This window comes from Halomicroarcula saliterrae, assembly GCF_031624395.1.
Lineage (GTDB): Archaea > Halobacteriota > Halobacteria > Halobacteriales > Haloarculaceae > Haloarcula > Haloarcula saliterrae.
Genome location: NZ_JAMQON010000002.1, coordinates 635,618 through 650,850 on the forward strand (window position 1 = coordinate 635,618; position 15,233 = coordinate 650,850).

A 15,233-nucleotide genomic window follows, 5' to 3' on the forward strand; every position below is an offset into this window, starting at 1 on the left:
ACGACCACTGAGCGATACGTTCTAGCTTGTATGTGATCAGAGATCATGAACCCGAGAGCATTCGCGAGACAGCACGACTGGTCGGCCGTGACAAGAAGAGCGTTCACGAAGGACTGACGACACTCGAAGTGCTGGGCGTCATCCGCTTCGAGGCAGCCGGGCGGGCAAAGAAGCCGGTATTCACCTACGACGAACTCGTCGTAATGCCGCTTGCGCACGATACCGGAGCCCGGGCTACTGCCGCCCGCTATTCTAGCCACTGAGACATATTTGTGCTCGATCCACCCATCTACTCTCGTTTACTCACAACGTTTTATCAGACGATGTCAAACCAGCCGACAGGCCAGAGCCATCCCACTGATTGACGGGAATAGCCAATTCTCAATTAGCCTATTCTGAATTAGTCTATTCGAGCGTTTATTTAGACAGATCCATCGGACCGACTGCGAGGCCTATTGAAGCTACCCGCACCTATCGAGGGCGGATAAAACTACCGAGGACGGGGAGACAGAGAGTAACAACAATCACTATAATCCACACAAACTACAAGATGTTCTATCTTTAGCTACTAGATAGATGGTAGCAAGCGAGGAGTTCTACGAACTCCCTCAGGAAGATCAGCAAAGCCTAGTGGCTGACCGGCGGGTGATTCTTAATCAGTCGCCAATAAATAAGATCCCTGAATACGGAGCACCTATTCGAGTTCTCGATAAGCCGCTTGCTACAGTAATATTCGATAAGCTTCGGAGTAGCCAGTACACAATCTCTGAACTCGCCAACGAGATTGGGGTTCGGGAAAAACATGTGCGGCACATCATCAACAAGCATCGCCACCGGAGGTTCGAGGACTTGCTCGAAGAATACCAAGCAGTCTTGCGGGCAAAAGACACCAGAGGGCCTGCCGTTGTGTATTCGCTTGAGTCTGTCCCGTACTTTGCACGGGTGGTAGATCCGACACTGAGTTGTTCGCTGCTTAGGTGGACCGATGAGCTCTTAACCAGGTTTGACACCACCAGACAAATTCCCGGTGGCAAAGTCACTGAAATCGACGAGGATTACGCCTTCGTTATTGCAGATTACTGGGGTTTCGACCCCGACGACGCGTTCGACTATCTCACTGAATTCAATCGGCGGTATGTCGAAACCGCGCTCGGGCCGCTTCCCGTGGTCGAAACCGAAGAGCAATACGGAAGCGTACGGAACCGGTTCGCTGAACCTGCAACCGTGCAATCGAGACGGAAGAATATTGATGGAAACACACCGCAGCGTAAAGTCGAAATGTTCGCAGACGAGTATGACACCGGTGCATTGGGAATGAGTTTTTTCCAATGTTTCTCGTTGACCATGTTCGACCTGATGGAATATGCATGCCATCGAAACCCGGCAATCGAGGATGTAATCCAAGAACAACTTGAGAAGGCACTCGAGTGGTTAGAACCCGAATCCGAGGAGGGGGGATACGCGCCGCCGCAACCAGAGCAAGAACCCACCGTAGTTGGGGACCCGGGACAGTCCGAGACAGGGCAAACTACAGATGGGTCGGATGAAGGCCTCAACTGGAACGAGCGGGAACTACTCATTGAGCTTGTCGGGCTAACGCAGGAGTTGGGCGGTCTTCCGTCGGAGACAGATATCGACGATCAAACGCCATACTCTCATGAGGAATATGAGCAACAGTTTGGGTCACTTATGAACGCATTCAGGCTAGCAGGAATTCTCAGCGAGGGGGTCTCAACGTCACAATGAGTAGGAGGCAATAGGTTTGCAGGCCACCAACGTGCGAATCAGTTCCGAGAGTCAAGCCCCTGCCTTGTTCGACTGAGAACCTCGTCGGCTACAGGTCTATGAGTTGTTCAGTCAACGTGTTTCGGGCGAGAGTCTCTTCATCACCGAGGATTGTGACGTGCTCAGCGGCTGAAAGTAACGTGTAAAGTGTCTCGATGTTGTTCACGGGAGGACGAACGATGTTTTCGTCGTTTGCGACGGTGAGGGACACGATTGCGTTTTCAGCGATGTCGCCATCGAGGGCGTCTGGGGTGACAACTGGGATGTCGAGACCGCGTTCACTAAGTTCTGTACCGATAGCAACGGCCTGTGCCTCAAAGGGCGTAACGATAATCGAGCAGTCCTGATTGGCAGCCAGCTCAGCTGCGGCTTCTGCTTCTTGCGGATTGGAGACAAGTCGACGTGTGAAATACGGTGTTTCGGCGAGGTTGATATCAACGGTGACAACGTGCCCCGTTTCGCGATTAGGCGCAACGTCATTGTTTTCGACCTGGAAGCGGGCCTCGCCGAAGGTGTAGGTCTGGCCAACTCGGAACTCGGAAGCATCAATGGCGTTCAAGTCATCAAGTTGTGAGGCAACATAAAGTGCATCCCCACGGTCAACCGCTTCTAAGAAGATGTCTCGGGGTTGGTCGGTTTCGCCGGCTGAATGAATCCGCCGCTCGATGGTCATGTATTTTTCAGCGCGTTTTTCTTCGCCGGGTACGTGATGGAACGATGCTGATCCGCCAACACCGTTCAAGTCGGTATCAAGTGGCTCGAAGAAATCGGCGACAGGCGACGCCGCCTCTCCTTGGATAGAAATCGATGTCGCCGAATCGCTGGACATTGTGCTGAACCGTTTGTGGGCATTAACGAAGTAGGATTCTGCAAGCCCTTTCTCACGGGCATCTTCGCTCACCATTTCTGGGCCCTCTCGGTTGATATCGCCGACCGCGACTGTTCGGTCCCCAAGTTCCCGGAGGAAAACGAATTCGGGTTCAGTTAGGGTCTCCGCACCCAGGAGGACGACCGCATCAAAGAACCGGTCCGAATGTGACCGGTGTGACTCGTCGCCCTCGGTCATCGAATGGAAGACACCTTCCTGCAACGCATACTGAGCTCGCGAGAGGAGAACATTAGACTCGTCAATTGCTTGATATAGCTGGTGGGAGTTGCTGTCTGGTCCATAGGCGTTGTCTCGGTCGACGAACCCGTCGACGTGGATTACATCGTTCCCCTCGATGAGATGGTCAGCCATTGTCTGGAATTCCGAGAGCCGAGCACCTAGTACCAGAACTCGTTGGTCGGACTCGTTAATCGGGTCGCCATCAAGGGAGCTGAGTCGTGTCTGCGTGATTGTTTGGACAAGTTGTGTGAGTTTTGCTGAACGACTGACTCGAGCTGGTAAATCGATGAACACCTGCCGGTTATCGAGATAGTCTGTAATCTCGCTGATTGCGTGAGGCGCAATTCGTTGGGATTGTGTGGATATCTCTCCGGATTCTCGGAGTCGCGGGTCGAGACCGATTCGTTGGGCGTAGTCAAGTTCCGAGAGCAGGCGTCGGGGCAGTGATGTTGACTCTAGAGCTCGCTCCGCTTGATACGTGGTCGCTGACTGTTTGTACCGAGGGGCAGGTGAGCCGTCAAATTCGAAGATATGGTGGCCGTCTTGGGTGCCACAGTAGGTGGCGACGGCGTGACTATCTTCGTTTGCTGGGACAAGTCGGACAACAGTACCAGGTTCAAACTGGCGACTGCTATCCCCGGAATAGGTTAGTCGCCGTGCAGAGAGCTCCGACTCAAATGAGAGTTTCGACAGTTGCATGCCTGCGTGTTCCAAAACCTCGTCAGTCATCCGAGCCATCGTTTGGCCGGCATCCTTTCGAGCGCGTTTCTCCTCTTGGAGCGCCGAGCGCAGTTCGTTGTAATGATCTGTGACACTAGGGTTCCGATATTCGAGTCGCTGGTCGCACTCGTGGTAGAGCGGGCACTCGGTCGTCACCTCGCCCTCCGCATTCGTCTCGTGGCACGCCCATCGCCGCTCCGATTGACAATGGAATTTACAAGCGGAGGGGAGTGTCTGCCCGGTGCCGGCGCCGCTGCCAATCGTGTCCTCGTCCTTGAAGTAGCACCCGGAACAGTTTCTGTCGTACGTGGTTGGAACCGCGAACGAGTCTCGTAGCGTCGCCGCCTGGTTGCGGAGTTCCATGATATCGATGAGGTGATCATGCTCCAGTTCGACGCGCTCGTAGACGGGTGCAGACTCGGTTTCCAAGCTTGGATAAATCACCATGCCCGGCGGGAGCTCGTCTAATGCTTCGTCGATACTTGTTCCTTGATCAAGGGCTTCTAGTAACAAACCGAACATATATAATCGTAGTTGGAATCTATGCTGGCGTTGCATCCCGTCTTCGAGGAAATAGTTGGTTTTTAGATCGAGGGCGCGCCCATCAATCAAAAGATCGACGCGACCATTGAGACCATATGCGTCGGCGATAGTCCGCTCAGTTTCGAGGTTTTCAGTTCCCTGAATGAGTTGGGTGAATGTCCGATCTGTAAGCAGATTCCGAATGGCGGCCTCAGCGAATTCTTTGATGTCATTAGTGCTTACCCAAGCAAGCCGGCACAATGTCATTTCCATCGAAAAACTTTCCTCAATGACAGTGCCGAGCAATGTCTCGATATCACCGTCTGTCCATCCGGACTGGAAGTTCGTAGCGAATTCGGGGTCCTCTATCGCGCGTTCCAACGCGCGGTGAGCGATTTTACCTTTAATCGCGCCTTTCGAAATATCGTAGCGTTTTGGATTGTAGACGTTTTTTTCGTACCGCAGGTCATAGATCCGTGGGCATTCGTTTGCCGACCGCATCTCGCTTTTTCCGATCGTCATGTCGGGGTTCCGGACGAACAGCGAGGTCACGTTTAGATACCACTTGTCTTCGCGATACACAGGGATTGCCCGGACGAGTAATTCCTCACCTCGCTGGAGGGGTACCATATCTACGAGGTTTTGAATGGCCTTGTCCGTTTCTTCAAGACGGCCCCATTCTGAATCCTCGTGCCAGAATGAGAGTAGGACGTCCTCGCTGAGTCGTGCTGTTGGGTCATCGACGGGGTACAGAGTCTTTTCACCGCCGGTCATACCCGTCGACGGGATTCCGGTTACTTCGCACCGGATCGTGAGTTCCTTCTCTTGGAACGCCTGTGCAGGTTGGGACAAATCCTTAATTGCATATTGATCTTCGTTCTGAACAACATCGTGTAGGGAGACAATCATGTGTTAGTCACCTCTGGAAGAGCAGTTTGTAGCAAACGCTTGTCGAGCATTTGCGTCTGGTAGCGATACGCATACATCGAGTCCTGCCGCTCGAGACAGTCTGGACAAGCTCGAATACACTGCTTGGTAATCTCTTCGACACGGTCTGCAAGTTCACTGAGGTCTCTGCGTTGTGAACCCCGGTTTGCGAACCGTTCGTACGTGTTCCGGACCCGGGAGTCGACGAAGGTCTCTTCTTCAAGCCCGAGAACGACGTCCATCGCTGTCGGCGTGCGAGTGAGGTCGTCTGCAATCCGCTGGTATGCCTGGGCAACCGCACCATAGAAACGAGCGAGTTCTTTCGTTTCGTAGAGTGATGCGATGCGGCGATTGAAGATAGAGAGCGTTTCTTCCTCATCAGCCAGGTCAGAACGACAGATGCCGGTAGCCGTATCCACAGCGAGGTCGAAGAGATCGCGTCGAATCGCGTCGTCATCACCATCGCCCCCGGTATAAATATCATAGAGGACAGACGCATCCCGTTCTGCAAGCAGTGACAATACCAGATCCTCAGCCAGGGAGATGTGACAAGAACACTGCCTTGAGAGTGGGTGATGGATGTCGAGTTCCCCGTCTTTGAGTCGTTTGAACACTTCCTTGCTGGTGCCGGCGCCACCCTGTATCGAGTCGTAGAGAGCGATTTGGACAGCTTCAACATCTTTACTCTGGTAGTTGGCGTCGTACCAGGTTTCGAAGTCGCTGCCTCCGAGACCGGCTTTAACGGCCCAACCGGCGACGGCATTCTGCAGAGAGTGGACGAGCACTTGTTCGGCGAACTCCTGTTGGGTTGTGAGGGCTACACAGTGCTCCAGGATTTCTCGCAGTTCCTCAGTATGCTCCCTGAACAGGGTTTTGAGGTCTTCGCGCTCTTCTGTATCGTATCCTAGCAACCGGAGGCGGCTCGGCCCGGAATCGGGGATCACTTTATCAAGGACACCGCAAATCTCCTTGACTGACGACTTGAATACGGTTGCAGAACCGTCATCTACCGTCCGAAGCCAGTAATCTACGGCTTGCAGCGCTTTGAACACTGGTCCAACACTATAGACGTTCTGTATCGCTCGATCTTTGAAGAAGAGATCATCCCATAGTTCACGATATAATTGGGCGAAGCCGAGATCCCGCTGCAGTGACTCGTTCGATTCCAGTACCGTCCGTACCGAGTCTTCGACCCAGTCTCGGGGCGTATCAAATAGGAGGACCTGGCTTTTTTCCTCGCTGGTTACGAATCCGACCCGATTGTCCTTATCGTTAAAATACCGGACAACCTCCGAGAATGTACGTTGGTCTTGGCGATACAGGGTTAGTACCGTCGCATAGTAGCACTTCAGAAAGACAGATTCGTCGGAGAAGACAATCCGACTAAATAGGTCGTCGCCAACTTCAGTGTCGAAACCTTCAATATCACCGCCGAGTCGGTGGAGGTGTTTGAACCAGAGAAAATTCGATGTGGGGTCGCTCATCCCTAGGTCAATCACGTCCTCGTCCAGGGCGTCGTCGGGTTTGTAATTCAGGACGTGATTATTGACGGTGTCAAAGAAGTAACGCGGTGATTCCGGTTCTTTGACGAAAATTTCTTCTGGGATATAGAGACCGACCTCGTCGGGCGTGTATCCAAATGGTGTGTACCCTTCCGAATCCATGGATCCAATAATATCTTCGAGTGGGTAGTCGTCGCGGAATTCGAAGCCAGGTGTGATGTCAACGTAACCATCGCGTTGAGAAGCATCGAAGTCCCCGGTCCACATTTCGAAGTCCCACCGGCGTTTGTACCCGCCTGGCAAGTAGTATGACAGCATCAAGTCGAGTGGCTCCGAGTCGAGGAGGCCGCCCCCGTTGGATGTGACGGGAATGTTACCGCCAACCTGTTCAGAAATAAACGTTCCAGGGACAGTGAGTGGGCGCTCAGCTTCGGGATCGATTTCGAACAAGTCCGGGATATGGCAGTATGGTTGAACGGGACCGTACCTGGTCCGCTCGGCGAGATCATCGTAGAAACGGACGATGGATTCAATTCGTGTCTGGAGTTTTCGCTGGTTGCTCCTCTTGTCACTATCACTCATTCGGTGTCACCTCCGGCGGCGTCAAGCCCCTCCAGCATCTCGAACTGGGTCAGAAGTTTCTGCAGTTGTTCTTTTTCCCGCTCAATTTGCTTCGATTTTGTCCCGGACTCAATGCGGAGGGCTTCCCAAAACTTCTCAAAGCCCCCCGATTCCTCTAGTTGTTCGTGGGGGGCTAGTGCCATCTCAGTCAGATGGATGTAGTCAGTAAGGTCGTCAAGCACCCCTTCCAGGAAGTCGAGGTCTGACGAAGAAAATGCACCGTCGAGCCATGCAACAATTTCCTCGCGGTCGGTTTCGAGTATATTGATGAGTTCCGGCATCTCAAGTCGCCGATATATTTCATCAGAGACATCCTGATGCTGGACGTTGATGTAATCGAAAATTGCCGAGACAATATGCTGTGTTCGGACGAATTCGTTCTCTTCGTCAAGAGATATTTTCAAGTATTCATCGCTTGGATTGCTCAATAATTCTTCGTGATGGAAATAGAACGAGTCTTCTGGGAATGTACCGAGAACAACGACTGAAATCGGTTGATCACCAGGATCACGTCCGCCACGACCTTTCCGCTGGACGAATCCTGGGATGTTCATCGGCGCCCGGTACTGAAAAGTCCCGATAATACTTGGATGGTCAAATCCTACTTCGAGAGCGCTTGTTGTCACCATCATATCCCACGCGTCGTCATTGACTCCGGTGCCATCCGGGGTTTCTGTGCGGCCGCTTTTGTGGAGATAGACGTCCATCGACTCGAGGAAGTCGTCTTGTAGCGTCCACCAGCATTCCCCGGCTTCGTAGACGGGGCAAGGGTTCAGTTCGGGGTTGGGTGGCAGCGGTTCACAGACAGCTGTCTCATGGCTAGCCGCTGACCCGCGGAATAACTCTTTCGGGCAATCTGGATTTGTCTGCTCGGTATCTGGAAGGAATGCATCCGGTTTCCGAAGCGAATAGAGTCCGGCATCGTCGTTGTCGTCGGTGCCTTCGGCGTCTTGGATGTAGTCGCCCAGGCGTTTGACGGAGTCAATCGAGTCAACGAATCCAAGAATCTTGTCTTTCGCGTCGTCGTCTTCAGGGCGTTCTTTTAGGATGGTGTGGTAGAACGCGAACGCAACCTGAATCATTGTTGACAAGTTTGTCACATTTGTCTCGTCGAACTCCTCCCACTCTGAACGCGGTTTGAAAACGTCATCGCCCTGTGGGATTTGGACGGTTCGGGGTTCCGTGGATTTAACGAAGACGAGGTACTCCCACCCAATCTCCTCAAGTTCCGGTTCCAAGTCCTCGCTTCGACTATCGTCCATCTCCTCGAGGTCTTCTTTCGAATACGGCTTAATTTGCTCGGCGTCTGAAGCTTCAAAAATCCGTTTGGTGAAATCTTCCGCGTTCGAGATCGTGGCACTAGACGCCACCAGCACCGGGTCCTGTTCGTCGGCGACGGCGCTCATCGTTGCTTTCAGGCGTCGCATCAAGTTCGCAACGTGCATCCCGTACTGGTCAGTGTATACGTGAACCTCGTCCAACACGACGAATTTCGGTGGATGACCACGCTTCCAGAACTGGTTCTGGCCATACGGATCCATCAACCGGCGGTGAAGCGTATCAGGTGTCGTGATGAAGATATCCGCCTGGGATTGATTCCCTGTAGAGACGTAATCGACGACGTGGTCAGAGTCTTCTGAACACTCGAAGTCGTCTTCAGCAGACATACGACCGCCGCACTCCGGACAGTCGATTTCGACATCGTCGCTACTGCTATGCTGGAGGTTTACCGTAAACGGCAGTTCATTGAACGGAGTAGAGTCATCGGCTTCGATGAGGTCACTAATCGTGTAGAGATAGTGGACAATGCGTTCGAATTGGTTGTCACAGAGATCCGTCCGCGGGTACGCGAGTAGTGCTCGCGCCCCGTTCAGATTCGCCTGGGCTGCGGTAAGGGCATATGTCAGAAGCGGGAACAGGAACGCCTCCGTTTTCCCGCCGCCGGTGCTTGCTGTAATGACGCGGGCAGTCCCATCGTTGTCGTCGGTGACACTCTGCAGGTAGAGGCGCTGGAACGCTCGGCCTTGGTACTTCGCGAGGCCGGTCATCCCCAGTTCATGACAGAGTTCCCGAACGAGTGTTAGCGCTTCTTCCACCGCATCCTGCCAGTCACCGGTTGTGTCGAAAGCATCGGCTAGCTCGGCTGCGGGATCGGAGGTTCGGACATCCTGGTATATGTCACGGACAATGGAGTTGATGCGTTTGCCATCCTCACCCCACTTCGGTTTCTCGCGGGACTGAATGTCCATCTTCACCATTTTCGTTAGACTCGGGGTGAATTCGTAGTCTTCACCGACGAACCGCTGGCGGAGCAACGCGAAGTATCGGGTAACCTCAGCGACGCGACTTCGGACTCTTTGGCGGTCGTACACGTACAAGATCGTGTTCCGTTCTTCAAGTTCGTCGATGAGTCGCTGGAAAACTAATCGACTCGCATGATCCTCTCCGACTTTTCGAGGAACGGCATCCGTGAACCGGTTGTCGTCAGCAATTGAATCCACGAAATCTCCATAGAGGTCCTGGAGTGCGACGGTTGCATCGTAGTCTCCGGCATTGATCTGGCGTTTGCACCGCTCATTGATTCGCCGGAGAAGCCGCTGTTCGAGTTCGCGCTTGAACGAGGTCGGAAGTTCCGACCAAACTTCCTCGAGGACATCGAGGTCGCCGCGTTGCCCGGATGTGGCGCGACTCATTCTGATTTCACCAAGCGAATATCGCTGACGTCACCTTCGTTGTACAGTTGGCGGGCCCACGAGAGAGCATCATCCCAGTCGAAGTCAGTCATTTCGACGATTTCTGAGAGCGAGCCGTTGGTTTCTTCAACTGCCTGTTTGAACCTCTCTTCCGGTGTCGGGCCTTCCAACAGGTCCCGCAGTACCTGGAGTTGTTGCTCGGCTTCGGCGAAATGGCCTTGTTTGACATTCTCCCGGGTATTCTGGAATAGTTCCAGTGCCTCCGGGTCGTCTTTCTGTTTGATATCGCTCTGAATACTATCGAGGTTCGTCTGGAGTTGCTCCTGTCTCGTCGCAATTCGCTCAGTCTGGTCGGCAACATCCTCGAGGGGAGAGAATTGCTCTTGGAGATACGTCAGTGCATCATCGTATCTCGTGGCACTGTAGAGCTCGTCGTACTCATCGAAGATTTCCTCAAATTCATTTAATTTCCGGTTGAGTTCATTGTGCTGGGGATTCTCTTCGCTGATGGACGCAATGTCGCTCTCGACATCCTGTTTCAATTGCTGGGCTTCTTGATATTTTTTTACGCATCGCTGTTTCGCGCCAGCGATGTCGTCTAAATCCTGTTCGATATCGTCGAGTTCCGATTCAACTTCCGACACTCGGTCGGCAAGGTCTGAATACGCCTCGTCCGAGACTAATTCACGGAGTTCCCCGATGAGCGAGGAGAGTTCCTCTCGCCAGACACCGAAATCGTCGACGTGGACGTCTTCCTGTTCGATATCCTCGACACGCTCCTCAAGTTCTTCGGCGCGTATTGCGAGATTTTCGACCTCGCCTTCCAGTTGTTCTTGCTGGGATTCAATCTGTGACTGGAGTTCATCGCGGACAGATTCGGCATTTCCCCGCGCGTCTTTCACTCGTTTTAGGTCCCCGGAATCCGGGTTCAGCGCGCTATCGACATCATTGATCGTGGTTTCGATGTCATCGAGTTGATTGTCATAGTCGTTGAGTTCAGGGATGTTTAATTCCAGTGCTCGTTCGTACTTCTCTCGGGCCTCTTCGAGACGGCCTCTCCCCTTAGTGGCGGTCTCATCAACCTGATCGGCGACGCTGACAACATCATACGTGACGCCTTCCCCGGCCCTTCCTTGCTCCCGCTCGACATACCCCGCAATCCGGAGTCGGTCAAGATACCACTGGAGCATCTCACCTTCTTCACCGTCGTTACATCCAAGGACGAATCTCGCCTTGATTTCGTCCTTGAGCTCATCACGAGTGAGTGGTCCTTTGTCCTGTAGGATGGCGTAGACTTGGTACCATGGCGGGCGGTCATCTTCGACATCGGGGTACATCCAATGTTGGCCATTTTTTGCTACCAGGGATTGCTCGCGGTAGCCATTCATTGTCTCACTTCGGAGCTCGAACTGTTGCAGGTCTAATTCGTCTCTAAGCCCGGTGATTGTGAAATCTTTCTGTGGGTTTTGCTCCATCTTCTCCACGACACGCCGACCGATTGAATCGGGATACGGAAGGACGGTCTCCTGAATCGCATCGGTGAGTCGTTCGTTCACACTGAGCGAATCAACGAAGTCTGGGACGTCGAAGGCGTCATCTTCCAACTCGACATCAGAGTCACCGAGCCCGAGGAGTTTCCCATAGGCATACTCCTCCCGCTGTTTTTCAGTAAGGTCAATTGTTAGGACGCGGTTCCGGTAGTAGTCCTCTCGCAGTCCTTCGAGATTCTTGACATATTTGTTGAGTTCTGCGGATTCGCTTTGGCCCTGTTTGAGGAGGATTCCGAAGGATGCGCCTTTCTCTTCGATAGCATTTATGAACAGTTCCGCGAGTTGTTTGGGTAACTCCGGACCATTGTAGACTGCCACGGCGACAGTGGGTTTCCGATAGCCTTCCCCAACTTGGTATTCCACCAACCAAGCTTCGAGTTGATAATCTTCGTATTCAACCTGAACTGGGTCTGGAAATATAGTGGCGTAATCAGCTTCCCGGAGGGCGATTGCGAAGCCTCGAGTCATCGGGGCTTGATATTTGTTCTCAGCGCTAGTGGCCCGGATATCGAGATCGGCGATGAGTGTGCCCTCACCACCCGATGTCCCGAAGAGGAAGTCCTTCACCTCGTCATGGAGTTTATAACAGTATCGGCCGTGTTCGTCGATTCGTTCAAGAACTCTGAGGTCGGTATCGCTTGTGACTGAAATTGGTTGCAGCAACGCTTCGGGGTCACACGTGAACCCTTCTTGTGTAATCTGGTCGTCTTCACCGATGAGTCGGCCCCGTAGATTTTCGAAGTCATTCGCAGCATCTGAGTCGAATTCGCGGAGCGCCTGTTCGAGGTCACTGAGTGCAGTCGTCGATAAAATCTGTTCATCACGGACGAGCGAGTCAAAGCCCCGGATTGCGTAGAAGATGGCGTCGCCATTGACGGCTTCCAAATCCGCTTCAGCCGCGTATTGGAGTGCTGAGGCGTAAATCGATAGAATCTCTCGTGGGTGCCCATTGGTAAGCGACTGGACGACCTGGACAGTGTCCTCGACGATAGGGTAGAGTTCGCCCTGGTTTGTTGTGCGATGATGGTCAAGTCGGTCGACCAGCAATTCTTTCACGTCATCTTCGAGGAGATTCCCCAGTCGAATCGGGCGACGTTGCGCGAATCGTTGGAAGAGCGCATTGCCGAGGGGTTGGCCGTCTTCTTCCTCATACCCCGTAATTCGGGTTTTTGCTTTCTGTGAGAACCCGAGGAGGATGTGAATGCGTGCTGCACTGAGCTCGTTGACAACGTGGAGGAACGATCGGACGAAGTCTTTGACTTTTGATTCGTCAGCATTGACGATGTCCTCGGCTTCGTCGATGAAAATGAAGATGCTGTTATAGTCGTGCCCTGAGGTCGCTTCTTGGGACAGTTTTCGGAGGTTTGTCGCCACGTTTTTCATCAATTGTTCCATCTCGAAGGTTTCCTCAACGCTAGATTCGGGTTCGACTGGGTCGAGATCTTCTACCAAATCTTCTAGTTCCGGGGCGAAGTCAAGGGTTTCTTCGATTATTTCGTTGTATAGGGCTCGAATACTCAACCCGAGGTTCCCAACATATGCTCCGATGGCATGGTGAGTTGTTCCATTGACATTAACGCCGTTTTTCAAGCGTTCCCGTAATTGGATGAGATGATGGCTCTTGCCAGTCCCATAATCGCCGAAGACCAGTGCCCGACTCATATTCTCAGGGTGCTGCAGTGCGTCTTGCACGAAGTCGTCGAGACGCGCTTCCTGGTCTTCGCGGCCGACGATATCATAGGTGGTTGCAGTTTCTTCGTCTGCAATGGTTCGTTCGAAGGGGTTCGTATCGACGCCGAATTGGTCGTATTTACTCATGGATTCGGGCAGAGGTGAATGCGTCTTTGTCAATGGTCAGTTCGCCGTAACTGCTGGGGGTGACGAACCCAGCTCTCTCTAATCGTGAGAGGTGTTTCTCGAAGGTTGATTTCTCAACCCCATACATCAACTCCAAGCGTTCGAAGAGTTCCTGTTCCGTGACACCGTTATCATTGCCGGTGATAGCTTCGTATTCTTCGTAGAGGATGTGGGCTAGGAGCGTGATTGGGCACGTACCGTCCACGTATCCGCGGTCAGTTTTTCTGAGGACATCCGCGTCGGTGAGAAGATTGATTCCGACATCGATAGTAAAGTCATTGAGTTTGTTGCCGAAGGGATCTAGTCCAGCGAGTTGTCGCTTGATTTCGTATTTTTCGAGTGGCTTATTTCGATATACTTCTTTAGCGATGCTAAGCAGCTCTGGGTGGGCGTACGTGAGATTAGTGAGGATTCGTTCGTATGCTTCCGTGTCATCGGCTGCCTGAATTGATTCGCTTACTTCCTTTCCAGAGTATAACAACTCCGAATTGTGGGTGACATCGGCATCTGCGGTAAGCCGGATGTTGTCGTCGTCTTCGAGGAGTAGCAAGGCGTTTTGTAATTCCTTAATTACGTCCTCTGCGCCTTCCTCTGAGTCAGGTTGATTTGCACCCAGGTTCTTCCGTTCGACAAGAGCTGACCGAAGCGAGTCATTAGTATATGAGTCGTCTTCGGTGAGCAGTTTGATTGCGGCGTACAATTGATAGAATCTCGCATACTGTAATGTCACAGTTTTAGATACTCCACGGGTCCCTGATTATACGTAGACTTACTAAATAAAGGTTAACGCGGGATGGCGATTTCGTGGGGTGAATTTGAGTTAGAGATGTCATAATCGAGACCAGTCAACTCCAGAGTCACTATCATTCTTTTCCTGGGTGGAGACCTCGAGATTGATTCGGCCTTGTCCCGGAACACGAGGCGGTTCTTTACTCAATTCGATTTTGCCGTCGTTTGCGAGTCCTTCTACGTATTTGCGAGCAGATTCCGTCGCACAGATGAATTGGTCAGAGTTCCGGGTAGTCAGGCCGTTGAGTTCGTCTTGGAGGTAGGTCCAGACGGCTTTCCCGTCTTCGAAGCCCCAGCGGTCCGCTAACTGCCCGTTAGACGTTGGTTGGTGTTCGACGATGTCGACGACCCGGCGGTCACGCGTGTCGAGGTCTTCCGTCGTCGCGATGGTAAATGGTTCCCACGGGGTTGGTCCGCCAGCCCACAAGTCACCGTAGAGGCATCGATAGAAGATTTCGCCACCCTGAATGATAAGCTCTCGGAGCTGGGCATCGCTTTCGATGGTTGCATATTCGTTGAGGTCGAATAAATACAGGGCGAACGATTGGAACGCGCCGAGTGATGGGGTGCGGCGACACCGGGATTTGTGAAACGCGATGTTCTTTTTGACGCTGCGGACGTCATGGCGTTTCCGCTGGTAACTGTCTGGGATGCTTCGGAATCGTTCAGTGACACGGTCAGGGTTCGAGAGGTCCTCCACCACGGGGAGTGGTCCAAGTGTCGATGTCGCCAATCCAGGGATATCACTGAATTGTGCCCGGAGTTCATCACCCGGAATTCCCCAGTATTCGGATAGGCGGTCAACATAGTCGCCGTAAGCGTTACGACGGGATTTCGTGGCGATTTCTGGTGCGGAGATCGGGCATCGGTCGTTCGCGTCTAACAGATACCCGCTGAGCGTTGGGTCGAGATATCGAGTTTCGAACGGGAGGACCTCGATTGTGTAGACGTAGGCAGCACCGTTGGTGTCTGCCACTCTGAGGACACCATAGTGATTCGTCAGTAGTTCGAGCGGTTCGTATTTCAACCAGTGGCACTGTAGTTTCGCTAGCCGCGACAGCTACGACTGCGTTATCTCGGTAGAAAGCGAAGAGACAGATTGGTTTGACATCCGAAATCCGCCTCTTCACCCGTGTTACGGTCGCTAAGTCTAAATCAG

8 protein-coding genes are annotated in these 15,233 nt (G+C 52.8%); 2 read left to right on the forward strand and 6 right to left on the reverse strand.

The features are described 5' to 3' along the window. Positions 1–32 precede the first annotated feature (32 nt). Positions 33–263, forward strand: a complete 231-nt coding sequence (locus NDI56_RS21855) for an HVO_A0114 family putative DNA-binding protein (protein ID WP_470303407.1) — start codon at positions 33–35, stop codon at positions 261–263. Positions 264–576: 313 nt separating this feature from the next. Continuing rightward, on the forward strand, positions 577–1,746 hold the full coding sequence (locus tag NDI56_RS11260) for a homing endonuclease associated repeat-containing protein (RefSeq protein ID WP_310919620.1): 1,170 nt from the start codon (positions 577–579) through the stop codon (positions 1,744–1,746). An 88-nt stretch (positions 1,747–1,834) separates the two neighbouring features. Here NDI56_RS11260 and NDI56_RS11265 read toward each other — a convergent pair whose 3' ends face one another. The 6 genes from NDI56_RS11265 to NDI56_RS11290 form a co-directional block, all read right to left on the reverse strand. Further along, positions 1,835–5,044, reverse strand: a complete 3,210-nt coding sequence (locus NDI56_RS11265) for a PD-(D/E)XK nuclease family protein (protein WP_310919621.1) — start codon at positions 5,042–5,044, stop codon at positions 1,835–1,837. Then, a complete protein-coding gene (locus tag NDI56_RS11270; RefSeq protein ID WP_310919622.1) occupies positions 5,041–7,146 on the reverse strand; it encodes a hypothetical protein in 2,106 nt (701 codons plus the stop codon). The genes NDI56_RS11265 and NDI56_RS11270 overlap by 4 nt, the downstream gene beginning before the upstream one ends. Next, positions 7,143–9,878: a DEAD/DEAH box helicase gene (locus NDI56_RS11275; protein WP_310919623.1), complete on the reverse strand. Its 2,736-nt coding sequence runs from the start codon at positions 9,876–9,878 to the stop codon at positions 7,143–7,145. Before NDI56_RS11275 ends, NDI56_RS11270 begins: the two co-directional genes overlap by 4 nt. After that, a complete protein-coding gene (locus NDI56_RS11280; protein ID WP_310919624.1) occupies positions 9,875–13,246 on the reverse strand; it encodes a coiled-coil domain-containing protein in 3,372 nt (1,123 codons plus the stop codon). Before NDI56_RS11280 ends, NDI56_RS11275 begins: the two co-directional genes overlap by 4 nt. Then, positions 13,239–13,985 (reverse strand): hypothetical protein, encoded by a 747-nt coding sequence (locus NDI56_RS11285; RefSeq protein WP_310919625.1) that lies wholly within the window; start codon positions 13,983–13,985, stop codon positions 13,239–13,241. The genes NDI56_RS11280 and NDI56_RS11285 overlap by 8 nt, the downstream gene beginning before the upstream one ends. 129 nt (positions 13,986–14,114) lie before the next feature. Further along, entirely contained in the window at positions 14,115–15,050 is a 936-nt protein-coding gene (locus tag NDI56_RS11290) for a DUF5797 family protein (RefSeq protein ID WP_310919626.1), read from the reverse strand. Between the last annotated feature and the right edge of the window lie 183 nt (positions 15,051–15,233).

Bases quoted from the DNA above. Each gene is read 5' to 3' on its own strand.
- NDI56_RS11260 (WP_310919620.1), top strand. From the start codon at position 577: ATGGTAGCAAGCGAGGAGTTCTACGAACTCCCTCAGGAAGATCAGCAA.
- NDI56_RS11265 (WP_310919621.1), bottom strand. From the start codon at position 5,044: ATGATTGTCTCCCTACACGATGTTGTTCAGAACGAAGATCAATATGCA.
- NDI56_RS11280 (WP_310919624.1), bottom strand. From the start codon at position 13,246: ATGAGTAAATACGACCAATTCGGCGTCGATACGAACCCCTTCGAACGA.
- NDI56_RS11270 (WP_310919622.1), bottom strand. From the start codon at position 7,146: ATGAGTGATAGTGACAAGAGGAGCAACCAGCGAAAACTCCAGACACGA.
- NDI56_RS11275 (WP_310919623.1), bottom strand. From the start codon at position 9,878: ATGAGTCGCGCCACATCCGGGCAACGCGGCGACCTCGATGTCCTCGAG.